This window comes from Sphingobacterium arenae (assembly GCF_014692505.1).
GTDB classification, from domain to species: domain Bacteria; phylum Bacteroidota; class Bacteroidia; order Sphingobacteriales; family Sphingobacteriaceae; genus Sphingobacterium; species Sphingobacterium arenae.
The window spans coordinates 205,584-229,394 of sequence record NZ_JACNYK010000005.1; the positions used below are offsets into that span (position 1 = coordinate 205,584).

13 protein-coding genes are annotated in these 23,811 nt (G+C 43.1%); 3 read left to right on the plus strand and 10 right to left on the minus strand.

What is annotated here, in order from left to right; genetic code table 11:
* Nucleotides 1-2 precede the first annotated feature (2 nt).
* The 4 genes from H8B17_RS16630 to H8B17_RS16645 form a co-directional block, all read right to left on the minus strand.
* Nucleotides 3-2,411, minus strand: a complete 2,409-nt coding sequence (locus H8B17_RS16630) for an ABC transporter permease (RefSeq protein ID WP_190310352.1) — start codon at nt 2,409-2,411, stop codon at nt 3-5.
* 11 nt (nt 2,412-2,422) lie between these two features.
* Nucleotides 2,423-4,837: an ABC transporter permease gene (locus tag H8B17_RS16635; RefSeq protein WP_190310353.1), complete on the minus strand. Its 2,415-nt coding sequence runs from the start codon at nt 4,835-4,837 to the stop codon at nt 2,423-2,425.
* A gap of 23 nt (nt 4,838-4,860) precedes the next feature.
* Nucleotides 4,861-7,266: an ABC transporter permease gene (locus H8B17_RS16640; RefSeq protein ID WP_190310354.1), complete on the minus strand. Its 2,406-nt coding sequence runs from the start codon at nt 7,264-7,266 to the stop codon at nt 4,861-4,863.
* A 290-nt stretch (nt 7,267-7,556) separates the two neighbouring features.
* Nucleotides 7,557-7,775 (minus strand): helix-turn-helix domain-containing protein, encoded by a 219-nt coding sequence (locus H8B17_RS16645; protein ID WP_190310355.1) that lies wholly within the window; start codon nt 7,773-7,775, stop codon nt 7,557-7,559.
* A 268-nt stretch (nt 7,776-8,043) separates the two neighbouring features.
* On the opposite strand from H8B17_RS16645, the gene H8B17_RS16650 reads away from it, so the two are divergent.
* Complete coding sequence (locus H8B17_RS16650; RefSeq protein WP_190310356.1) at nt 8,044-8,556, plus strand: hypothetical protein; 513 nt, start codon at nt 8,044-8,046, stop codon at nt 8,554-8,556.
* A 30-nt stretch (nt 8,557-8,586) separates the two neighbouring features.
* On the opposite strand, the gene H8B17_RS16655 is transcribed toward H8B17_RS16650, so the two are convergent.
* The 6 genes from H8B17_RS16655 to H8B17_RS16680 are packed head-to-tail and all read right to left on the minus strand — an operon-like array spanning nt 8,587 to nt 20,200.
* Entirely contained in the window at nt 8,587-10,980 is a 2,394-nt protein-coding gene (locus H8B17_RS16655) for an ABC transporter permease (protein ID WP_190310357.1), read from the minus strand.
* Between the two features lie 11 nt (nt 10,981-10,991).
* Nucleotides 10,992-13,361, minus strand: a complete 2,370-nt coding sequence (locus H8B17_RS16660) for an ABC transporter permease (protein WP_190310358.1) — start codon at nt 13,359-13,361, stop codon at nt 10,992-10,994.
* Between the two features lie 12 nt (nt 13,362-13,373).
* Nucleotides 13,374-15,755 (minus strand): FtsX-like permease family protein, encoded by a 2,382-nt coding sequence (locus tag H8B17_RS16665; protein ID WP_190310359.1) that lies wholly within the window; start codon nt 15,753-15,755, stop codon nt 13,374-13,376.
* Between the two features lie 46 nt (nt 15,756-15,801).
* On the minus strand, nt 15,802-18,228 hold the full coding sequence (locus tag H8B17_RS16670) for an ABC transporter permease (RefSeq protein ID WP_190310360.1): 2,427 nt from the start codon (nt 18,226-18,228) through the stop codon (nt 15,802-15,804).
* A 26-nt stretch (nt 18,229-18,254) separates the two neighbouring features.
* Complete coding sequence (locus tag H8B17_RS16675) at nt 18,255-18,932, minus strand: ABC transporter ATP-binding protein (protein WP_190310361.1); 678 nt, start codon at nt 18,930-18,932, stop codon at nt 18,255-18,257.
* 17 nt (nt 18,933-18,949) lie between these two features.
* Complete coding sequence (locus tag H8B17_RS16680; RefSeq protein ID WP_190310362.1) at nt 18,950-20,200, minus strand: efflux RND transporter periplasmic adaptor subunit; 1,251 nt, start codon at nt 20,198-20,200, stop codon at nt 18,950-18,952.
* Nucleotides 20,201-21,090: 890 nt separating this feature from the next.
* Here H8B17_RS16680 and H8B17_RS16685 point away from each other — a divergent pair.
* Nucleotides 21,091-22,416, plus strand: coding sequence for a TolC family protein (locus tag H8B17_RS16685; RefSeq protein ID WP_190310363.1), 1,326 nt, complete (start codon nt 21,091-21,093; stop codon nt 22,414-22,416).
* Nucleotides 22,417-22,443: 27 nt separating this feature from the next.
* Complete coding sequence (locus H8B17_RS16690) at nt 22,444-23,811, plus strand: sigma-54-dependent transcriptional regulator (protein ID WP_190310364.1); 1,368 nt, start codon at nt 22,444-22,446, stop codon at nt 23,809-23,811.

The following is a 23,811-nucleotide window of genomic DNA, read 5'->3' on the forward strand; positions in this document are numbered from 1 at the left end:
AACTACTCGTCCCTTAAACTGTTCACTGGATTGGCGCGAGCGGCCTGTGCAGCTTTGAAACTAACCGTAAGCAATGCGGTAATAGCTGTTGCGACGCCAGCTAACGCAAACATCCACCAAGCCAAATCGATACGGTACGCGAAATTCCGAAGCCATTCGTTCATCATCCACCAAGAGAGCGGCGCAGCGAGCACGAAAGCCAGTCCAACTAATTTTACGAAATCTTTCGAAAGCAGCATAACAATACCCGATACGGAAGAACCGAGTACCTTGCGGATGCCGATTTCTTTTACACGTTGGTTAATTGTTAGCAGCGCTAAAGCAAAAAGTCCTAAACAGGATATGGCAATGGCTACCGAAGCACCGCCAATAATGACCTTTGCAAAACGCTTTTCATCCTTATACATGTTTTGCGTATTCTCGTCGAGGTACGATGCTGCGATGTCTGCTTTGGGGTTCACTTCCTTCCAAGCATTTTCCACCTGTGTCAGTGTTTCATGTAAATTGCTTGTCTTCACACGCACAAAAATATACTCCAGCGTGAAGATACGCGGATTGATCGATAGTGTCAATGGCGCTATTTTACTGCGTAGATCCTGGAAGTTAAAGTCATCGATGATGCCAATAACTTGGGGGTTCCCATCTATCGATAAGGTTTTCCCTAGTGCCTTTTCCGGATCACCGAGTTGGACCGCCATCTGTTTGTTGATTAATACAGCTGCGGTATCATCTGAAGAGAATGAACGATCGAAATCACGACCAGCAATTAATTTAATATGCAGCGTTTTTAGATAATCGTAATCCACCCGCATGAAATTCGTCGATATCTGCTTTCCTTCGTAATCAAAACCAAACCTGCTATTCGCTTTATTGCCATCCCGACCGATACCCATATTCATATCCGAAGCACTCACGCCTTGCACCCAAGGTTGCGACGCTAGTTTGGCGCGCATTTTCTGCAAGGTCGACTCCGGATCGACACCGTCGCCGATCGGAATACTGATTACTTCAGATTTGTTGAAACCTAACGGACGTTCGCTGATATAGTGTAATTGCGTACTGATGACGATGGTCGCTGTAATCAATACAATGGCGATTGCAAACTGCACCACGGTCAAACTATTACGCAAACCACCAGCTTTGATGGTGGCTGTACCTTTCAAGCTATGGATAATATTCGTGCGGGCTAAACGCCATGCTGGATATCCGCCGGCAAAAAGGGTGAGCATTACGAACATGAGTAGGAAAAAGAGCAAGTTGATTGGAGAGAACAACTGCAATAGGCTAAGCTGAGCATGCATAGCAGCATTGTATTCGGGTAGGAGCACAGCGGCTAGCCCAAGACCAATGATCAGGGCAATGACGCAAAGTACCAACGACTCTGTCCACAATTGTCCGGTGAGTTGAGCAGTAGAGCCGCCCAGTGTTTTCCGTGTACCGATCACCTTGGTGCGGGTAATGGAATTTGCCAGCGACAGGTTGATAAAATTGGAGCAGGCGATAAACAGTATCAGCGCGGCGATTATTAACAATATCCAAGGAAATAGCGCTGATTTTGCTTGTCCCACTCCCAGATCATTCCGGTTGTACTGATCCATAGGCAACAGATGCAAGGAAATGTAGGCGCCATTTTTATCGGCTTTCGCCCCGTCTCGTTTCAGCATATTGCTGTTGTCTTTATAATACAGATCGATGAACGATTTTGTCTGCTGCGTAAAAGCAGCATCGTTTATTTTGTTAGTCATTTTAACGAAAACGGAATGATCCTCGTGTTCCCAGTCGTCGATGTGATTTTGGTAATCCGTCTTTTGTTCAAAACGCTGTAAACTGGTGAAAGTCAGGCTAGAATTCGATGGAAGAGGTTCGGCCACCGCTGTAATGGTTCGGAGTATCCATCTCTCTCCCCGAGAAATCTCCACTTGTTCGCCCACTACATCGGTTGTCCCGAAAAGGTTATTGGCTATGGTGCCGTCTAGCACGATTCCATTTAGGTCTTCCAGTGCTTTTGAATTCCCCTGGAGTAAGGGAAAGCTGAATATGGAAAGAAAGTCGGCATCGACGTATTTATTATTGGATGCAATTTGTTTGTCGCCGTGACGCAGGATAACGCTGGTGTTGTAATAGCGACTGATAAGTTCTATACCCGGCAATTCTGATTTCAACGCTGTAGCAAAAGGGGCTGGCATGGTCGCACTATGCGTTATCCCTTCTTGCGGCTCGCTTGTGGTATAAGCCAAACCGATACGCTCGCGATCGGGGTAAAAATTGTCAAACGACAGTTCGAACATGGCCGTGAGATAGAGCAATGTCGCCGTAGCGATGGCGAAGGACAATCCAAAAATATGGATTCCGCTTAATACTTTACTTTTCCGAATATTTCGCCAAGCGATTTTTATATGGTTCTTGATCATGTTTTTAGATTTTACTCATCCCTTAAACTATCTACAGGATTGGCACTCGCCGCCCGAAAGGCTTGTGTACATATGGTGAGAATAGCAATAGTAAAAGCGATGCCGGCTGCTAACGCAAACATCCACCACGCCAAATCGATGCGGTAAGCAAAATTATCGAGCCAGTTATTCGTTGCCCACCACGCGACAGGAAATGCAATAACGGCGGCAATTAAGATGGGTTTCAGAAAATCGTTGGTTAACATTTGCATAACGCCTATTGCAGAGGCTCCTAATACTTTTCGTATCCCGATTTCTTTGGTGCGTTGTTCTGCAGTATGGGTGGCTAAGCCGAATAGGCCAAGACAGGCAACAAATATGGTAAGTGCGCTGAAAATCTGAAGGATAACGGATGTTTTTTGCTCTGAGGTATAAGTCTTGGTGAAAAGATCATCCATAAAGGCATATGTAAAGGGTTCCTCCGTTTGATAACTGTCCCAATGTTCTTTCATGGTTGATAGTAGACCCGCAACGTCTGTTGTTTCTATCTTAAACATTAATCCCCCCTCGGGTTGTAGCGTCATGTACAAAGGGCTGATCGTTTCGTGTAACGATTTGAAATTGAAATTCTTTACAACGGCAATAACATGAAAAGGGACATGATCACCTTTGGCACTGTTTTGCCTTACAACCACTTTGCCTACTGCCGTTGAGGCATTCCAGCCAAACGCTTGGGCTGCCGTTTCGTTTAAAATAATAGCAGTAGAGTCCGTTGCAAAATCTTTCAAAAAATTCCTGCCGCTAACGATGTGCATGCCCATGGTCGGTATATAATCTTCATCCACGTGGTAATCCACGCCGTTTACAACATTTTTATCGTTGCCTTGTGTATAGGCTAAGGCATTATTGTAGTGACTTGGTCCTGCAGGTCTGTACCAGGAGGCCGTTGCACTGACAATTCTTGAATCTTGCAACAGTTGCTGCTTAAACACTTGCTCATTCCTACCTAATACGTACGAATTCGGAATTGTGATGAGCTGCTCCTTATCAAATCCGAGATCTTTGTTTTGTATATATTTCATCTGCTGATAGACGACAATCGTACCAATAATTAACACCACAGAGATGGTAAACTGGAAAACAACCAAGCGGCTTCGTAAACTGAAATTTTTGAAACGGGTTGTGTGTTTCCCTTTTAGAACGGCGATTGGTTTGAAGGAGGATAGGTAAAAAGCGGGATATATACCGGCGACAATGCCGACGAGCATGCCTAAACCCATAAAGGCAAAAATAGGTTTCGCGTCAAAGCTTAAATCTTTTGATGCGATATTGTTAAATATCGGTAAAGCCAGTTGTATCCAGATAAACGCAATGAACAGCGATAAAGATGTAATGAAGATAGATTCTGATAAAAATTGTTTGACGAGCTGAAATTTTCCTGAGCCGACGACTTTTCTGATGCCTACCTCTTTCGCCCTTTTCGATGCATTAGCGGTCGAAAGATTAACAAAATTGACACAGGCGACTACGACCATAAAAAGGGCGATCCCTCCAAAGATATACACATACATTTTATTGCCTCCCGGCTCAAGTTCGGTCGTTGTGAAGGCGTTGAGATGAATGTCGGTTAGTGGTTGCAGGGTGAATCCAAGCCTATTGCCTTTCGTCGTGAATTGTTCCAAGCTCAATCCCATCTGCTGTTGTATTTGTGGTCCCATGTACTTTTTTACCATTTCTGGGAACTTGGCTTCCATCTTTTCTATTTCACTTCCTGGTTTTAAAAGGAGATAGGTGTGAAACCCGCCATACATCCACGAATCGGATGTAGCGCCTGCAAAACCCGTCATGGAGCCAAATAGGTCAAAATGAAAATGTGAATTGGAAGGTATGTCTTTTATAACACCCGTTACTCGATAGGGTTGGCCTTGGTCTGCGGTCAATAAAATAGTTTTTCCTAGCGCATCTTCCTTTCCAAAATATTTCTTCGCAGTCGATTGGGTAATAACGACAGTGTGGGGTTCGCGTAAAGCGGTTGCCGGATTTCCCGCTATCATGGACAACGTGAAGATGTCAAAGATGTTGGGATCAGCGAAAGCAAACCGAAGATCTTTGAATACGTTGTTTTCGTAAGATATTTTTGGATGACCATAGTCGAGTAACCGTGTTGCGTCTTCGACCTCCGGGAAATCATTTTTCAAGGTCTGCGCGACCGGCGCCATCGTTACACTCTCGTTTATTTTGCCGCCATTTATATTTGCCTGAAACACCACCCTGACTATATTCGTCGCGTTCTGATGAAACTTGTCGTAGCTCAGCTCGTCTTGAACATACAGCATCATGATGAAACATGTCGATACACCGAGTGATAAGCCCAAAATGTTAATCAATGAAAACAACTTGTGCCTTTTGAGGTTTCGCCAAGCGATTTTTATATAATTCCGTATCATCTTTTTAACCTAAGTGTCCCATACTACTCATCTCTTAAACTATCCACCGGATTGGCCTTTACAGCGCTAACTATGATCGCGCCGGTGATGAAAAACAAGAGCAATATCAATCCCATTAGCGGAACTATAAACATACTCATGTTCAATTCTATTCGTGATGCATAGTTTGCCAACCACTTATTCATGACGATGTAAACCACGGGGCAGCCCACCAGCACGGCGAAGAAAAATGTGATATAAAACTCCTTGCTGAATAGCATGATAATTTGCCGTAAAGAGGCGCCTAGCACCTTTCGGATGCCGACTTCTTTTAAACGCAGATTAATGGCTAAAGCGGTTAACCCAATAAGGCCCAAAGCGATAATAATGACAGAAATAACGGTAGCGACTTGCGCAGCACGCTGCAGCTGTAGTTCGACGGTATACATGTTTTTAATCGTATCATCCATAAATCGAAACTCGAAAGGGGCCTCTGGCATAAGCTGTTTCCATTTTCTTTCCAGCGTGTTTAACGCATCAATCGTAGAGCCTGCTTTAAGCCGAATGGATAGAAAACGGTACTGATTATTGTTTTTGACTGAAAACCATATTACCGGCGGAGATATGCTGTGCATCGAATTCGCGTAAAAGTCTTCGGTTACACCGGAAATAGTTCCTGTAAATCGCCCGTTGAATAAACTGACTTGTTGTCCTATGGCTTCTGCTGCTGTTGGGTACCCCAATGCTTTTGCTGCTTTATCGTTAACGACCAATTTCGAATTGTCTGTGGTAGGCTCCTCCGGATCGTTAAAAAACTGACCAGCTAACAAAGGAATGTTGTAGGCATCCGAAAAGTATGGGTCGGAAGTAATCATCAGTGCGTCGACTTCGTCTTGGCTACCTATTTTTTTTACCTGTTGTATGCCATCTGCAAATGCACCGGGTATACCATACGAAAGACTGATATTTTCGACGTGCGGTAAGCCGCGTAATTCGTCACGTATCATCTCCATTTTATGCAAACCTGTTTCCGACCAGTCCCGTGGCGCTTGTACGGTAAGGAGAAAGTCCTTGTCATAGCCTAAATCACCTTTCATGAAGATATCAACTTGTCGGGAAATAACAACGGCGGCAATCAGAACAACGATAGTAACCGTGAACTGTGTGAATAACAATATGCGGCGGATAAGATGCTTTTGCTGTATGTTCGTCAGCTGGTTCTTCAGTGATTCCAATAGGTGGTTTTGGGACAGCTTCATGGCCGGATACAAACCGGAGAGCATACCTAAAAATAATACAGCAAGCACGAAATAGAGGAAGAAGGATGCGGGAAGCGTGGAGATGCCGGGCAACGTTGTGAGCATGATGGATTCGAACAAGGGCGCTAATACGGGATATAAGCCTAAAGCGCCCAAACCGGCGATCCATACCAACAGCATGTATTCGGTGGTCAATTGTAGTATCAATTGGAATCTGTTGCTTCCCATCATTTTTCGAACGCCAATTTCCTTTAGCCGTGTAAAGCTTTGGCTCACCGTAAAATTGATGAAATTGACCACAGCCATGAAGAGAAGAAATCCTGCGATGAGTACTAACACATGTGTTAGTTGCCTTATAGCGCCTTTATTATCGTCCAGATAGTAGGAGGAGAGTGGCTTGAGTTGCGGCATAAGATTGGCAGCAACTTGCTCGTCGGCGTGTTGCTTTAATAAGTCTTGTATTGGGATAGTTAATTGTTCCGGTCGTACGTTTTCCTGCAGTTCAATGAAACCCGCAATCCATAGATTGTTCCAATTGTCCACGTTTCTGCCGAAATACTGTTCGCTCGCCATGGGAAGGAATATCGAGCTGCTCAGGGCAGCATTCAATTCCATAACAGAATTTTGTACGGTAGGCTTCAATACGCCTGTAACAATGAAGTCCTGTTTTTCGCCTGCAAAATTCCGAATAGTTAGGTTTTCCCCGAGAACTTCTTTCTTGCCAAAATACTTCATCGCTGCCGGCTCTGTCAGGACAACCGAGAATGGAGCGGTGAGGGCTGTACTTGGGTTTCCTGCATAAAGCTCAAAACCGAACATATCGAGTAGTGTGGAATCTCCTAAAGAAACAGACTCCTCGTGTACAACCGTTCCATTGGATATGATACACGTTAAACCATCGATGCGGTAGTAATTTGCGACAAGGTGGGGGTATTCTTCCCGCAATGCCTTTGGAAGGGCACCAACGGTCGTGAGTTCCAAACCGATCCCCGTTTTTTTATATTCGCTTTGCAATAGATACTGTCGATCTTGATGACGAAGGCCGCTATTTACTTGATACGTTTGCCATACATAAGCAGCGATCAATAACACAAAAGCCATGCTCGAAACTAAACCGATAATATTGATGATCGCGTGAAATTTTCTTTTCCGGATATTCCGCCAGGCTGTTTTTATATGGTTTTTGATCATCTTATTGTTGCTTAGTCGTTTATTTGAACATCTGCGAATCTATCGTCTGCTGTATCTTGTCTAATTTTAGCTCACCGAATCTTTAACATGGTATCCATTACTGATCCGAAAAATTATACAGCTGTATATTAGGTTGTTATGTTTAATTTTTTAGGCTAAGGGTGTTCGGAATCGAACACTGATTGTTCGATGACGAACAATTTGGAGATAACTTTTGAGTAGCTTAATTACCGTAAAACGATGTTACTTCGCTTTGCTGTGATGTCGATTTGATTTGTGAACGTTATACGCTATTCCTCCGCTAACCGGAGGTCTTGACATAAAGTTTTCATCATTTCGCAAGGATCCGTATCAATAGCCAGCGCAATGAGATACATTTCATCCAAGCGTAACTTCGAAGTGGTGGTCATGGTCAGTTCATTTATTCTTGCCTTACTGAGCCCTGTCTTGCGTGCTACCATTGATTTATTTACTGATTTTTTTGCTAAATATTCTCCAAGATTAGTCATGCTTTTTTAGTTTATCTGTCGATTTGTATAGATAAATGTAGTAAATGTGACTATTAGTTTAACAAATGTTTTGAATACTGATTGTTTTTCTGTTCTTTTGTATAGATAAACTATATAAAAATAAATTTTGATTATGAGAAAAAAGAAAAATGAACCGAAAGTAAAGGTGTATTCACGTAAATGTTCACCGCTCAGTATTGCGATTTATTATCGTATGTTATTGCATAGGATTTCTCAGAATTTATCACCAAAAGAAATATCGTTTTTGATGGGAAAGCACCTAGATTTCATGGATAAAATGGAACGTTTTAAGTTGATCAAATGGTATATTTCTGATTTTTTTAGGGCAAAAGCTGCATTTGGGTTAGAAAATGTGGGCTTTCTGTTTCCCCACGTGAAAACTGATACTGAAGAAGCCGCCCTTTATCAGGTTTCTATTAAGACTTTTGATAGTTGGGTAGTCTATGATATGAAAAGATGGGATTCGGAGATTAATATGTTTGTCGATGAATTCCAGTTGGTAGACAAAAGGCACGACATAGACCTATACAAAGAATCGACCGAATCAGAACAAAAGGAAATAAGAGATTGGTTAAGAAAGTTGATCGAAGAATCGTACTTCACGGAAAATAGAGACCCAGATGAAATTTGTGAAAAATGTTGTGCTGACTTAGGTCATTATATAGAACCTAAAAACCTCTTTACAGTACTACACGAAGAAGTTCCTCCCATAATTAAGAGAATAGAACATAAGAACGGGGCATACTATATTGCCGTATAGTTGTTACTAGTAACTCCATAGTCAATGCCCTCACTCATTCCTCAAACTATCCACCGGATTGGCTCGTGCGGCTTTCCAAGCTTGATAACTTGTGGTCACCATAGCGGTCGATATCGCAACAATCGCGGCTAGGATGAATATGCTCCAATGCATATTTATCCTGTAGGCGAAAGAAGCAAGCCAGGCATTTCCGGCGTACCAGGACAGAGGTAAGGCGATACCAATAGCTATAGCTACTAGAATCAGAAAGCTTTTCGACAACAAATAGAAAATGCGACCAGTAGAAGAACCTAATATTTTACGTATACCTATTTCTTTGGTTCGCCTTTCAGCAATAAAGGAAGATAACCCGTATAGACCGAGGCAGGAAACGAAAATTGCCAAAACGGCAAAGAAATTAAACAAGTTGCTCAAACGCTCCTCTCCATGATAGAGCTTTTCCAAATCCTGATCCACAAAGCCATAAGAAAAGGGAAAGTTGGGGTTAAACTTTGCATGAACTTTTTCCAGTAAACGCAGTGTGGCGTCCAACTGAGCGATTTGCGCTTTGACGACCACCATACCGCCCCAGTCATTGTATTGCATGACAAGGGGTTCGATAGCTTGACTGGCTGGTTTGAAGTTGAAATCTTTCACCACACCGATGATGGTTCCTTTTTTGCTCCAAAGGATAAAGGGTTTACCGATCGCTTCCTCGGGTGATACACCCATGACTTTTGTCAGAGTCTCGTTCACGACAAAATTACTCGAATCACTTCCGAATTGAGGAGAGAAACTACGCCCGGCAATCATTTGCATATCGAATACTTCGAAAAAATGCTCATCTACATCCATCATCGGTAAGATAAGGGAAGAGTTAGGCGTTTTACCATCGAAATAGTAATCGATGGTGCCGCTACGTAGGTTGGTAGGGACATCATCTGTAACAGTGAAGTTAGCGGTCAGCGGATTACTACGGAGCGCATTCCGATAAGCTTGTTGCTGTCCCCAGATATCGCCGACCATTGGAATGTATAGCAGTCCCGATTGATCGAACCCAAGATTTCTGTTTTTAAGGTAGTTCAGTTGTTGATAAGCCACAAAAGTACCTACTAAGAGTGTGATCGAAATGACAAACTGCAGCACGACAAGCGTATTTCGAAACAGTAGATTTCCATTCCGCGCTGTTGAGAATATGCCTTTCAACACCTTTACTGGCGCGAATCCGGATAAGTATATTGCTGGATATATACCCGCTAGCAGTCCTGTCAAGGTTGCGATGGCAAGTGCCATCAAGAGAAAATCAACCTGGAAGAAAATAGTGTGGAAGCTGTTGTTCGCGAGTTGATTGAATAGGGGTAAGGCGATCCAGGCCAAGCCTATTGCCAGAAAGAACGAAAGATAAGCAATCAACAAAGCTTCGCTTAGAAATTGAATAACGAGCTGCGCACGATGGGCGCCGACGACTTTCCGGAGACCGACTTCCTTTGCCCGTCGTGCTGATCGGGCGGTTGCCAGATTCATAAAATTTATACAGGCTACTAAGAGGATGAAAATGGACACAAAGAACATCGTATCAACGTACTGGTGGTTACCATGGTCGGCAAGGTCAACCTGCAGATTTTGGGAGTGGAGATGGATATCCTTCAATGGTTGTAGGAGGAACGACGTTTTTTGCAGGGCACTGTTGGCATGTGCTCGATAAATCGTATTGATATGTTCTTCCAGTTTTTGACGCTTGACTGGATCGGCGGCTACATCCGGCTGAAATTGTATATAACTGTAGTGTTTAAAATCCCCCCAATCGTCCGGACTATTACCAGGATAGAGGTAATCACTTTTATTCAAAAAATCAAAGGGGATAAGAAAATCGATTTGCAGGTGTGAGTTTGAAGGGATATCGGCCATGACGGCGGTAACGGTTAGTGGTCGTGCCTGATCCATCTTTAATACTTTACCTACAGGGTCTTGCTGGTCAAAATATTTTCTAGCTGCACGTTCTGTAATAACAACACCGTCTGGACGTTGTAGCACGTTTGATAAATCGCCGGCAATAAGTTGGAAACTGAATACATCGAAAAAATTGGTGTCTGCATAGAATACTGCCTTTTCCTCAAATCGCTTCTCATCGTATTCGAAATAATGTGTTCGAGGAAGCGTGATGCGGGTAAAGTCAACTACCTCTGGCATTTTTTCCTTAAGTTCGGGGAGAAGCGGTGGCGGCGCAATGGCCGCTGTGAAATCTTCCCCGTCTAGTTTGGACAGGACACGATATATTTGTTTCCCGTTTTCGTGAAAGCTGTCGAAACTGCGCTCATGCTGTACCCAAGATAATATGAGTATGCTGGCAGCTAGGCCAACAGCAAGACCTGCAATGTTTAATAAAGCAAAAGATCTGTGGCGTATTATATTACGCCATGCTATTTTGATATAGTTCCTGATCATGGTTTTAGCTGTTATTCATCCCTCAAGCTATCTACGGGATTGGCAAGAGCAGCTCGTATAGCCTGTCCGCTTATAGTCAATAATGCAATTGCTATTGCTGTCACACCTGCTAAGGCGAACACCCACCATGAAATCGCTGTTCGATAAGAAAAATTTTCAAGCCACTTGTTCATAATCCACCAGGCAATAGGAGTGGCGAGGAGTAGTGATATCACGACCAGTTTGATAAAATCTCTCGATAGCATCGTGCTTATGCCTATTATCGAGGCGCCCAATACTTTACGGATACCGATTTCTTTGATGCGGGTCTCTGCGATATATGAAGCTAGTCCAAACAATCCTAAAGCGGATATGAAAATCGCCAGCATGGAAAATATAAATGCCAACATTCCCATTTGTTTCTGATCATGGAATTTTTGCGCATACTGCTCATCAACAAATTTATAGCTGAATGGATAATCAGGATTAAACTTTTTGACGATCTTTTCGATGCCTTGTATATTCTGCGACATGGAAAGCTGCGGGTTAGAACGAATCACTATATTATGTAGATACTGATTGTCTGCTAGAACGAGTAGCGGACCCACGTCTTCATACGGAGAATTGAAAATATAATCTTCAACAACACCTACAATAGTATAGAGGTTATCACCCCATTTCAAATATTTCCCCACCGGATTCTCCAACCCCATGTGTTTTATAGCGGTCTCGTTTAACAATACCGAAGCGCTGTCAGCAGGAACACGGGCGTAATCGATATCGCGTCCATCCGAAAGTGTTAGACCTAATGTTTTCGCAAAATCACTTTCTGTACGAAGCATATAGAAGAAACTGTTATCTATCTGTTCAGGTGTAGCGCCATCCCAAGAGAAGTTCATAGCCGTTGAAGAATAGCCGCCTGCAACTGTCCATCCGCTTGTTCGTGTAACATGTGTGGCTAACCGATTGCTTATCAGTTCGCCTTTAAGTGCATCGAAGTCATTGTCAATCTCTCCTTCGGCGGCTATCTCGATCAATTGGGCGGTCTGATAGCCGGCTTCCCGTTCTCCCGCAAATTTAACCTGTAGATGGATAACCAAGGTGGCTACAATAAGAAAAACAGCAATAGCGAATTGAACGACCACCAGTCCCGCGCGGAAGTTGAATGGACGATGTGATATGCTGACTATTCCTTTTAAAGTTTTGATAGGTCGAAAGGAAGACAATACGAATGCAGGATAGACTCCGGCGAGCAGCCCTGTGATTAGCATAAAAGTGACACCTGTACCCCATATCATGGGGTTTGCCCAATCCACTACTAAAGGCTTGTCGAGGAGCCTATTGAACAGAGGAAGGGAAATCAGGGTCAACACCACCGAAATAAGACCGGCAATAAAGGCTATTAAAATGGATTCTGACAAAAACTGACTGACCAATGTTTTCTTCGTTGCACCAATCACCTTGCGCACACCAACCTCTTTGCTTCGTTTTTGGCTGCGGGCGGTACTGAGATTTATAAAATTGATGCAGGCGATCAGTAAGATTAAGAAACCGATTCCCGCTACTAAACGGACTTGTTCTATTTTTCCACCAACAGGTATTCCGTTTTCAAAGCGGGAATAAAGATGTGTTTTGGAGATAGGATAGAGGAAAATGGATGTCCATTCTAAATAGGAAGCATTTTCCCTAATTAAAGGCTTTATCTTTTCATTAAAGGTGTGTACTTCTGCATTTTCTCTTAACGTGACGTAGGTTCTCAGGGAATAGTTATTCCAGTTGTTTAAAGATTTTTGTGCGCGTTCCGGACTCAGGGGCATCAGGTATTTAAAGTCAAAATCAGTATACGTCGGCAAATCTTTAAGAACCCCCGTTACTTTGTACGGAACGTTGTCTTCTAACGTAATGGTTTTATTTATTGGGTTCTCATAGCCAAAAAGACTTGCGGCGAAGCTCGCTGTCAAAACAATACTGTTGGGCTCATCCAACATGCTGTTTTTCATGCCGTATAGTACAGGGAAATCAAAGATATCCAAAAAGTCGGCATCCACCTCGAAGCCTCTAGACTTAATGCTTTTACCTTCATATAGAAAGAGATGTTCGTCCGTCCACGATACTCGTGCGGCAAATTCTACTTCGGGGTATTGTTGTTGCAACGCAGGCGCTGCCGCTGGCATCGTATAACCGTGTATATTGACATTTCCATCTTTATCTGTACGATTCATGAGTTGATAGATATGTGCTTTATTCGCATAGAAGTTGTCGTAAAGGAATTGGTTCTGCACCCAGATTGCTATCAAAAGGACAGCAGTCAAGCCGATCGCAAGCCCTGTGATATTAATGGCGGAAAAACTCTTGTTTTTCAATAAACTACGCCGCGCTATTTTCAAATGGTTCTTGATCATAATTTTAGTGTTTTACTCATCCCTTAAACTATCTACCGGATTCGCTCGTGCGGCCTTAATCGCTAACGCACTTACTGTAAGCAAAGCAATTAAAATAGCGAGCAGACCAGCGAAGAAGAATGTCCACCACTGTATATCAATCCGATAAACAAAATCCTGCAGCCATTTGTGCATAACCCACCAGGCAATAGGAGTGGCGACGACAATGGCTAGGACAACCAATTTTAGAAAATCTTTTGACAGCATCGCGGCAATTGTGGCAACTGAAGCGCCCAATACTTTTCGAATACCAATCTCTTTTTGTCTTTGTATCGTCGCAAAAGAAACTAATCCGAACAGCCCCAAACACGCGATAAAAATAGCTAATCCCGAAAATAGAGCTGTTAAGGTCGCGGTACGCTTCTGTTGGACAAATTTTAATGCATAGGCTTCATCAGCAAAATGAATGTCTGCTGGATAATCGGGATTATATTTTTTCAATATCGTTTGGAGTTGATCCATATTGGACAATAAACTGTTCGCGGTATTTAATCGGATATGTAGATAATTAAAATAACTGGCGGGACCTTTTACCATCATCGGTTCAATATTTTGATAGGGCGATTGCAGTATGAAATCGGCTATGATACCGACCACGTTCCAAGTTGTCTCGTATATAGTACCTTTGCCTTCTATAATAGATATGCCCAGCGGATTGGTAAGTTGCATACGCTTGACAGCTGCTTCGTTTAATAAGACAGCATTGGAGTCAGAAGGGTGCTTGTAAATATCAATATCCCTGCCGGCCAGTAACTTAATCCCCATTGTCTGTGTGAAACTGGCATCTGTACTCATGGTGTTGAACGTTACATCGTAGTCTTCTGGTCGCGCATTTGGCCAATGATAACCCCAGCTATTGCTATTATAAGAGGTAATACGCCCTGCGGATTTAACGACGCTGCTGGCAATCCCCTGTTGTAGAAGTTCCTGGCGTACAACCTCATAATTTTGTCCTAAACCTCCCTCCAAAGCGGTGTAAACGAGATTGTTTTGATCATAGCCACTTGCGCGATTCTGCCCATAATGTATCTGCTGGCCGATAATAATGGTGCAGATGCCTAAACAGATAGAGACGGTAAACTGTAATGTCACTAATACTTTCCGGGGTTTGAAATTTCCTTTCGGAGATAATAGATTACTCTTTAGACTTCTAATTGGTTCGAAAGCTGATAGTACGAAAGCAGGGTATACACCAGCGCCAAGCGTGGCGACAGCTATAACCGCGATCAAGAGCCCCCAAAATACAAAGGGCTGATCGCCGATACTGATGTTGCTATTGGTTAGGCTATTGAAGAAGGGAAGTCCGATAACGGTGAGCAACCATGCCATGATACCTGCAATACCTGTTATGAGAAACGATTCCAATAAAAATTGCTGAATTAGTGTTTTCTTGGGGGCGCCGACAACTTTACGTACACCGACTTCTTTAGCTCTTCTTTCCGCTCCTGCGGTACTTAGGTTGATGAAGTTAATACACGCGATAAGGAGAATAAAGAATCCGATCAAGGCGAACATACGCAGGGTGGTAATATTGCCAGCAACCATCTTCCCATTCTCTGATTTATTGTACAAATGCCAACGAGTTGCCGGATAAAGATAAATGCTCGCTTTTACCTGATTGTTGGTGTGGTTCTTGACAAGATTCGCGATATGTTGATTGGCAGCAGCTAGGGAAGTTCCCTCTTTCAATAAGGCATACGTTTGATGATTGTAGCTGGTCCAAGAATCATTGAAGGTCCAGCCTGCTGTTTTTAGAAAATCCCATGAACAAAAAAAATCATTGCTATGAAAGGTAGAATTACGGGGAATGTCCTGGATAACGCCTTGGACGGACATGGAAGCGAATGTCTCTATTTTCAATGTCCGGCCTATCACATCTGTGTGTCCAAACAACTTCTTGGCGAACGATTCGGTCAAGACGATAGCATCCGGTTTGGTGAGCGCATTTTCCGGATTGCCTGCTAAAAAGGCGAAATCAAATAATTTGAAAAATCCAGGATCACTAACGGTCCCCGAGGCTTTAAAGCGTTTTTCTCCGTCATGTAGGAGATGGTTGACATCTGCCGTTCTAACCACTTCCTCGATTTCCGGACGTTCCTCTTTTAGTATGGGACCCAAAATTGCAGGTGTACTTCCCCATGTATGGGATTTTCCCTCAAAGGTATCCAGTGTGTACACTTGCGTTATGCGGTCAGTTTTGGAATAAAAACGATCGTATTTTACTTCCGAGTTGATCCATAATCCTATAATGAGCGCTATGCTCATACCCAACGCTAAACCGAGAATATTGATCGTGGAGTTTCCTTTGTTTTTCAAAAGGTTTCGCCAAGCTATTTTTATGTGGTTCTTGATCATCTTATTCGTTTCCTTACATTATTATCAATTCATCCTTCAAGCTATTTTATTCATCCCTTAAACTGTCTACTGGGTTAGCCCTTGCGGCTTTAATTGCCCGGTAGCTCACCGTGAGCAACGCAACGATTACGGCCAGCAGACCTGCCAGCGCAAACATCCACCATTGGATAGCAATGCGGTAGGCAAAATCGGCCAACCAATTGTTCATCGCATACCAGGCGATGGGCGATGCGATAACAATGGCGATAACCACCAGCTGGACAAAGTCTTTGGACAACAAGCCTACAATGCCCGTCACCGAAGCGCCCAGCACTTTACGGATACCGATTTCCTTGGTACGTTGAAATGCGGTAAGTGTCGCTAGACCAAACAAACCGAGGCAACTGATAAAAATCGTAACCCCGGTAGCCAGATCAATCAGCTTCGCGGTGCGGTGTTCGGTTTCATAGAGGGTCTTTATCTTTTCGTCGGCAAACTTGTACTCGAACGGTGCATTCGGATAAAAGGTTTTCCATTCTTTTTCCATCGTCGCCAGCGTCTTTTTCCATTGTCTTCGGTCATTCGGCATTTTGATGTGGAATATTTGGAGTTCCCCTGGATCTTGGGAAGAACCTAATAGCAAAGGCTCTATTTCGGTGCGCAAGGATTTTTGATGGAAATCCTTGAACACACCTACCACGCGGAGACTGGCGCCTTCGTGCTGTATAAGGTGCTGCCCGATGATCTGTTCCGGCGATGACAAGCCCAGTACTTTAAGAGCAGTCTCGTTGACCATGACATTGCGCATGGTATCGGTCTGTTGGATATTGCGTCCCGCCAACAACTCGATTTGGTAAAGATTGAGGTAATCGTTGTCGATGTATTTTCGTGGGATATGCAATTGGATACGCCCAGTGTCTGCTGTGTAATAATACAAATTGCCCCAATGATTATCGCTCTGCGGTTCGTGTCCCATGGCGATACCCGCTATTTCGGGATATTTCTTCAGGGCCTGTTTGTACAGAAAAGGATCGACATCGTTATTTTGATACGATTTATAAGGCATCCGGATATTCACAATGGCATCATGTACAAATCCCAGGTCCGACCTTAACGTGTAATCCAATTGTTGCTCGATGATCAACGCACTCACGATAAAAAACTGTGCAATGATAAACTGAAACACAATCAAGGATCTGCGCAAGGTAAGACGGGTTCCCTTGATTTTCGTCTCTACCCTACCTTTTAAGGTTTCTATCGAACGTACCTTGTTGATCAGATAGGCGGGGTAGAGACCGGCGAAAAATGAAATTAATAGGATCAGTCCGAAAAGGAATATCCCCACTGGAAGACTGTTGTCGAAGTGCTCTATTCCGTTGGGCATGAGCTCCGGAAATACCCGTTGAAAAAAGAGTACTAATGGTCCCGACAGCAACAAGGCGCAAAATGTTATGCACAGGGTCTCTACTATAAAATTTGCCGTTAGCGAAACCGGTCTTGCGCCCAATGTTTTGCGAATGCCGATTTCCTTGGCACGTTGTGGCACCTGTGCGGTGCTGAGGTTGATGTAATTGATACACGCCAGAATAAGTAGGAATCCGCCAATGGCGATAAGGCCGTAAATCACCTTTTTGTCGGCGCTGATTCCCTCGGGATCGTATTGCCTTTCAAAGTGTTTGTCCACTAATGGGAATGCCCCGAATTGTATTTTAACGCCCAATGTAGCATGCTCTTCGTATGCCGTTTCCTTATAGCGTTTATGCACCACATCCAATAAGCGCTGGAGGGATGCTTGGTTTTTCGCTTTCACATAGAGAGTATGATTGGAATTCATCCCCAACCAGTCGTGGTTGCTCCATTCTTTTTCGGGAATGGGCATAAAGACCTGAGCGTTAAAACTACTAGGAAAAGGAAGACTTTTGACCACGCCAGATACAACCAATTGTGTAGTATCACGCATGATTACCTTGCCAATAAGTTCGGTCGGATGGCTTTTGGGGAAATACAGCTTTGCTCTGTCGGTCGTCAGCACGATATTGTTGGGTGCAGCAAAAGCTGTTTTGGTGTTGCCAGCAAGCCACTCATAAGGAAGCAGGTCAAAATAAGTTGTCCGCGTACCTATAATTCCGGTTTGCTCTTCCAGTAGCAAAGGCTCTTCTTCGCCCTCTTGCTGTATAGATAAACGCTCGATATATTGGCTATAAATTGGTACGACCAATGTGCCATCCAGGGATTCATCCGCCAATAGAGGTGCCATGCCCAAGGGGATGCCCGCGAAGCCACCTTTTTTGCCCTCAAATTCATTTTCGGATACGATTTGATAAATATCTATTGCATCCGGTATATCCTTATCGAAGTTAAATTCGTAATGCACGATGCTGAATACCATCCAGCAAGCACTAATACCTATGGAAAGCCCGACGATATTCAAGACGGTGAAGAGCTTGTTGCGCCAAAGATATCGAAGTGTTGTTTTAATGTTGTTCTTGATCATGTTTTTCGTATTTTCTACAACATTGCTCAAACATGCTCTGTCTCCATAATGACCTGCCCGTCCAGCATCCGTATAACACGGTCTGCGAATTTAGCATCATGTTCACTGTGTGTCACCATGACGATAGTCGTGCCGGCCTCATTCAGTTCGGTCAATAGCTGCATGACTTCGTTACCGTTGTTTGAGTCAAGATTACCAGTCGGTTCATCGGCTAAGATGAGTTTCGGATTGTTGACAACTGCCCGCGCAACGGCGACACGTTGCTGTTGACCTCCTGATAACTGTTGTGGAAAGTGGTTGCGTCGGTGCATGATCTGTACCTTTTCCAATACCTCTTCCACACGACGTTTGCGCTCTGCGGCGGGTACTTTTGTGTACACCAAAGGCAGTTCCACATTTTCGAATACGGTCAGTTCATCGATCAGATTGAAACTCTGGAATACAAAACCAATATTATGTTTACGCAGATTAGAACGATTGCTTTCTTTGAATTTCGCCACCTCTGTACCGTTGAATAGATAGCTGCCTTCGTCTAAATCGTCTAATAATCCGACGATATTTAATAACGTGGATTTGCCACAACCGGAGGGTCCCATGACAGCAACAAATTCACCTTCTTTTACGTGAATATTGACGTTGTTTAATGCAACTGTTTCGACCTCTTCGGTGCGGTAATATTTCTGCAGGTTTGTTATTTTTATCATGATTTATAATACTAGTTCTATCGAACATTCAATTCCTGTATCTTATCGTATGTTTCATAGCTCGACACGATAACTTTATCGCCAGGCTGTAAACCTCCGATTACTTCATAATATTCGGGATTCTGGCGCCCGAGCTGTATATCTGCCCGATAGGCAGTACTTCCATTTTTGTCCAATTTAAAGATCCAATTACCGCCCGTTTGTTGATAGAAACCTCCTTTTGCGAGCAGCAATGCTTTTGTTTCATCGCTCAAGGCCAAACGGATTTGTAATGTTTGGCCACGACGGACACTGGAAGGCGTCTCGCCTTCAAACTCCATATCGACTTGAAAACGGCCGTTGGTTACTTGAGTGTACACTTTTTTTATTTTCAGCTTATAGACTTTCCCACTCAACGTGAATTCACCGATCTGCTCGGTAAATATACGATTGATGTAATGTTCATCAATATCAGCACGTACTTTAAAACCCGTCAGGACATCAATTTGCCCAAGCCGTTCCCCCACATTTTTATTTTGGCCGATTTCTGCATCAAAAGATGTTAGCTGCCCGTCAACCGGTGCACGTACAATAAGATCGTCTACTTTCTTGCGCATCAGGTTTAGCGCACTTTGTGTACGTTCGTATGTCTTTTGGTCCTGAAGAGCTTTTTGATTATTGGAAATGGAATCTTGGCGGAGGATTTGCTTGGTCAACGCCACACGTTGCTTTTGATAGTTATATTCGTTGACCGATTTTTCGAATTCCTGCGAACCGATAGCTTTCTCCTTATATAACTTCTGATTTAAATTATATACCCGTTCCGCTTCACGGAATGCCTGTTGCACATCCGCCATCTGGTTACGGTTATTAACGGACATTTGCTCGGCATTGGTGCGGGCGATTTGTGCTTGCGTTAACAAATTAAGAACCTGCGTTTCTTGTTGTACCAAGCTCAATTCCTGATCGGTATTTGCCAACCGCATGATCGCATCTCCTTTTTTTAATACCGTTCCATCTTCCACATATTTTTCTTCTACGCGCCCCCCGACAGAAGCATCTAAATAGATACTGCTAATGGGAAGGACCGTTCCATTAATTGGAATAAATTCTTGAAAGGTGCCTTCTTTAACCTCCACAATACTGATGCGGTCATTGTCGACATTCAAACTGCTGTTCCCACTCGTAAAATAATAACTTGCACCTATCAGAGCGATGATTCCGACAATACCGGCAAGCGTTAAAATCCGCCTGCTGTTCCATTTCTTCTGCTGTATTGGTCTGTCCATTAAAAAGTAAAAAAGTTTATGCTTCTATACTTTTGCCTATACAATGTTATGCCAATATTGTAAGTTGCTTATATATAGGTTTTTATTTTTAATGATTGCATGGTGGTGTTCGTATTCGGACAGTATGTTGTTCATTGCTGGACAGGAATAGAAAGAATGCGAGCAAAGTAAATTTCTACGGCTCCCATGCTAATTGAGGAGAGCACAGAAGCCAGTAGAAATAGAGAGAGAAATAGAAAAGTATATTTTTAAATGACTATTTAGAATTATTTTAAACTGATGTAAAGATGAGAGTTATTTAGAAAGATTCCAAACAAAATGTAACGCAAAAGGAAATTGTTGTTTAAGAATTGGAAATAATGAAGTTTTTGTCCTTTTTTTAGAAAAAAGAACCAAAAAGCTCGTCGCTTCGGATGTTTGACAGGGAGGGAAAGTGCAAGGAGAGGATTTTTACAGTTGTCAAAAATCCGGATGCGACATTTAGGGTTAAGGAGGGGATAGTGCATTGCGTAGATGAACGCGTTCAATAATTGATACCGATGCCGCGGGGTAAAACGACCTAGCATTGTTCCGCGGCCAGCTTTACGCAGGCTATTCCGTTAAAACAGCATGTTGTTTGACCGAAGGGAGTTTCATGCTGTTTAGGAATAGGCAAGTAAAGGTAGCGTAACCATGCAAGTCTTGACTTTTTTTTGCTTCGTTTTTTTGTGTCAAGACAAAAAAATGAAGGACTCGGTTCATGTTCGTTGATGAACAGCAACTGTTCGATATTGGACAGCGTGCTGTTTATCTCTTTTGTATTTTATTCTATTATAGGTTGTTATATTTTTGGCACGTGCTATGGAAAGGATGATAAAAAGATTGTGGATGAAGTTGTCAGATTTATACGGATGAGAAATTTGGTTGTCGTTACGATGATATTTGTAATCAGTTATAGTAATATAAGTTCGCTGATCGGACAAACTTCTGCACGTTTGTCTCTAACCGAATGTGTGCGATTAGCGGTTGAACATAACCCAATTTTAAAGCAAACGGAATTGAACGTATATCGGAATCAGGTAAATTATAAGCAGGCGCACTATAACCGGCTACCCTCTTTGGAAGGAAATATCGAACATGGATATAATGAAGGGCGTAGCGTGAATGCCACGACCAATCAATTTGTGAATACGAGTTACTATTCGGGTGGACAGTCTCTTTATTTCAGTGCACCGATATTCAATGGATTCCAAGTTTTGCATGACATCCGGCGGAGAGCGAGTGCGCGGGAAGCCGGAAAGTTTGAGTTCGAGGGGGCTGTGAATGAATTGAAGCTGGATGTGATGGAAGCTTATGTAATGGTATTAACAGCACAGGATATGTTGCAACAGATGGAAGGACAATTGGCCGTAACGCAGGAAAATGTAGGCCGGATGGAGATCATGCAGCGGGAGGGAGCGGCAGATCCGGGAGATTTCTATGATCTAAAAGGGCAATTGCGGACCGATCAAAATCTGTTGGAAACAAACAAACAGGTGTTATACAATCGACGATTACGTTTAGCCGCGTTATTAAATATCGCCATCAATGAGTTGCCCGAACTCGAACCATTGCCATTCTCGATTGATCAGAATCGTTATTCCGAAATGGATCTATATTATACAGCGATGGAAGTCTTGCCCCAATTTAAGGCTTTGGATTGGCGGGTGGAGGAAGCCCAGCAACAAGTAAAGGTGATGAAAGCTGATTATTACCCATCTTTGTCATTGTCTGCTTCCATACAATCGCGTTTTTCAAGTATTGATGAGTCCGGGTTTACTTATTGGCAACAGTTTAAAAACTATCCTGCAAAAGGTGTCTCACTAAACTTACGTATCCCTATTTTCAATAAAATGAAGGTAAGGACGCAAGTGAAACTGGCAAAGTTAGACCTCGATGAGGTAAGTTGGGAGCGGAAGATCCTGGAAAATAGGGTACGGGAAGAAACTGCGAAAGCGGTGTTTAGCATGAAAACACTTCAGGAAAATGTCAATAACTTGCGTGAACAGGAACAGAGCTACCAAGAAGCTTTCCGCATTGCGCAGGTGCATTTTGATGCTGGAAACAGCAATTCTGTGTTATTTCTGACGGCAAAGAATAAATTGGATAACACCAGAAACGCGTTGGTGATCAAACAGTACGAGTGGATAATGCAAAAATATATCAATGATTATTACGCGGGAACATTAGATTTTTAACGCGAAAAAAAGTTACCTTAGTTTGTAATGAAAAAAGCCTCTATTTTAGTAGTTGATGATGACCAGGATTTGTTGACAGCTGTTCGGATACTGTTGAGACCGAAAGTAAAACAGATCATCGTGGAACCTAATCCTGAAAATATTCTTCGTACGTTGGAACGGAATACGATCGACATTGTACTGTTGGATATGAATTTCAAGAGTGCAATCAATACAGGTAACGAAGGATTATTTTGGTTGGGGGAAATCAAAAGTCAATATCCACATATTCAGGTGGTCATGATTACGGCCTATGGTGCGGTGGATCTCGCTGTACGTTCACTTAAGCAAGGGGCTTCTGATTTTATTGTAAAGCCTTGGCAGAATGAATACTTATTGCAAACATTGAAGACCGTTTTCGAAGAAGCCACGCAAACAAAAGGGCGAAATAAATCAATCGCACCGGTACTTCGTCAAGAAAACGATTTAATCGGCCGTTCGGCGATTATGGAAGATCTACAATATAAAATAGATAAGGTAGCACCGACGGAGGCAAATATTTTAATACTGGGCGAGAACGGTACAGGAAAAGACTTGATTGCGCATGCTTTGCATCGGCGTTCGTTGCGAGCAAAGCAAGCTTATATCAAAGTCGACGTAGGGGCATTGACGGAAACACTTTTCGAAAGCGAGCTATTTGGTTACAAGAAAGGAGCGTTTACCGACGCCAGGGAAGATAGACAGGGGCGTTTTGAGGCAGCAAACGGAGGTACGTTATTTTTAGACGAAATAGGGAATGTCGGTTTGCAGCAGCAAGCCAAATTATTAAGTGTCCTACAAAACCGACAAGTCGTCCCGCTAGGCTCCTATCAGCCTGTCTCGGTGGATATTCGATTGCTGAGTGCGACTAATGTGCCGTTAAAAGCGCTGGCTGATGAGAGTAGATTTCGTAAAGATTTGATATATCGTATCAATACCGTAGAGATACAGGTGCCCCCTTTACGAGAAAGGGGGGAGGATATTGTGCTCTTGGCAAACCATTTTTTAGCGTTTTACAACCAGAAGTACCATAAGCGTATAGAGGGATTTGAGCGTGATGCTATTCAAAAGTTAAACGCCTATCATTTTCCGGGTAATGTTCGCGAGCTTCAATACAGTGTGGAGCGTGCGGTTATTATGGCAGAACAACAAAGTATAGGGGATAGCGATATCCTGTTTTCTCCAATTGAACAAGCGATCCAGGAGAGCAGTAAGTTAAGTGAACCTACACACGCCAATCAGAGCTTAGAAGAAATGGAACGTCATGCTGTTCAATCGGCGATCGAACGTTATAATGGCAATATTAGCAAAGCTGCTAGGGAATTGGGGTTGACGCGCGCTGCACTATATAGACGCATGGAGAAATATAATATTTGA

Bases quoted from the DNA above. Each gene is read 5' to 3' on its own strand.
- H8B17_RS16665 (WP_190310359.1), bottom strand. From the start codon at position 15,755: ATGATCAAGAACCACATAAAAATAGCTTGGCGAAACCTTTTGAAAAAC.
- H8B17_RS16655 (WP_190310357.1), bottom strand. From the start codon at position 10,980: ATGATCAGGAACTATATCAAAATAGCATGGCGTAATATAATACGCCAC.
- H8B17_RS16640 (WP_190310354.1), bottom strand. From the start codon at position 7,266: ATGATCAAAAACCATATAAAAACAGCCTGGCGGAATATCCGGAAAAGA.
- H8B17_RS16660 (WP_190310358.1), bottom strand. From the start codon at position 13,361: ATGATCAAGAACCATTTGAAAATAGCGCGGCGTAGTTTATTGAAAAAC.
- H8B17_RS16675 (WP_190310361.1), bottom strand. From the start codon at position 18,932: ATGATAAAAATAACAAACCTGCAGAAATATTACCGCACCGAAGAGGTC.
- H8B17_RS16685 (WP_190310363.1), top strand. From the start codon at position 21,091: ATGAGAAATTTGGTTGTCGTTACGATGATATTTGTAATCAGTTATAGT.
- H8B17_RS16670 (WP_190310360.1), bottom strand. From the start codon at position 18,228: ATGATCAAGAACAACATTAAAACAACACTTCGATATCTTTGGCGCAAC.
- H8B17_RS16680 (WP_190310362.1), bottom strand. From the start codon at position 20,200: ATGGACAGACCAATACAGCAGAAGAAATGGAACAGCAGGCGGATTTTA.
- H8B17_RS16690 (WP_190310364.1), top strand. From the start codon at position 22,444: ATGAAAAAAGCCTCTATTTTAGTAGTTGATGATGACCAGGATTTGTTG.
- H8B17_RS16645 (WP_190310355.1), bottom strand. From the start codon at position 7,775: ATGACTAATCTTGGAGAATATTTAGCAAAAAAATCAGTAAATAAATCA.
- H8B17_RS16635 (WP_190310353.1), bottom strand. From the start codon at position 4,837: ATGATACGGAATTATATAAAAATCGCTTGGCGAAACCTCAAAAGGCAC.
- H8B17_RS16650 (WP_190310356.1), top strand. From the start codon at position 8,044: ATGGGAAAGCACCTAGATTTCATGGATAAAATGGAACGTTTTAAGTTG.
- H8B17_RS16630 (WP_190310352.1), bottom strand. From the start codon at position 2,411: ATGATCAAGAACCATATAAAAATCGCTTGGCGAAATATTCGGAAAAGT.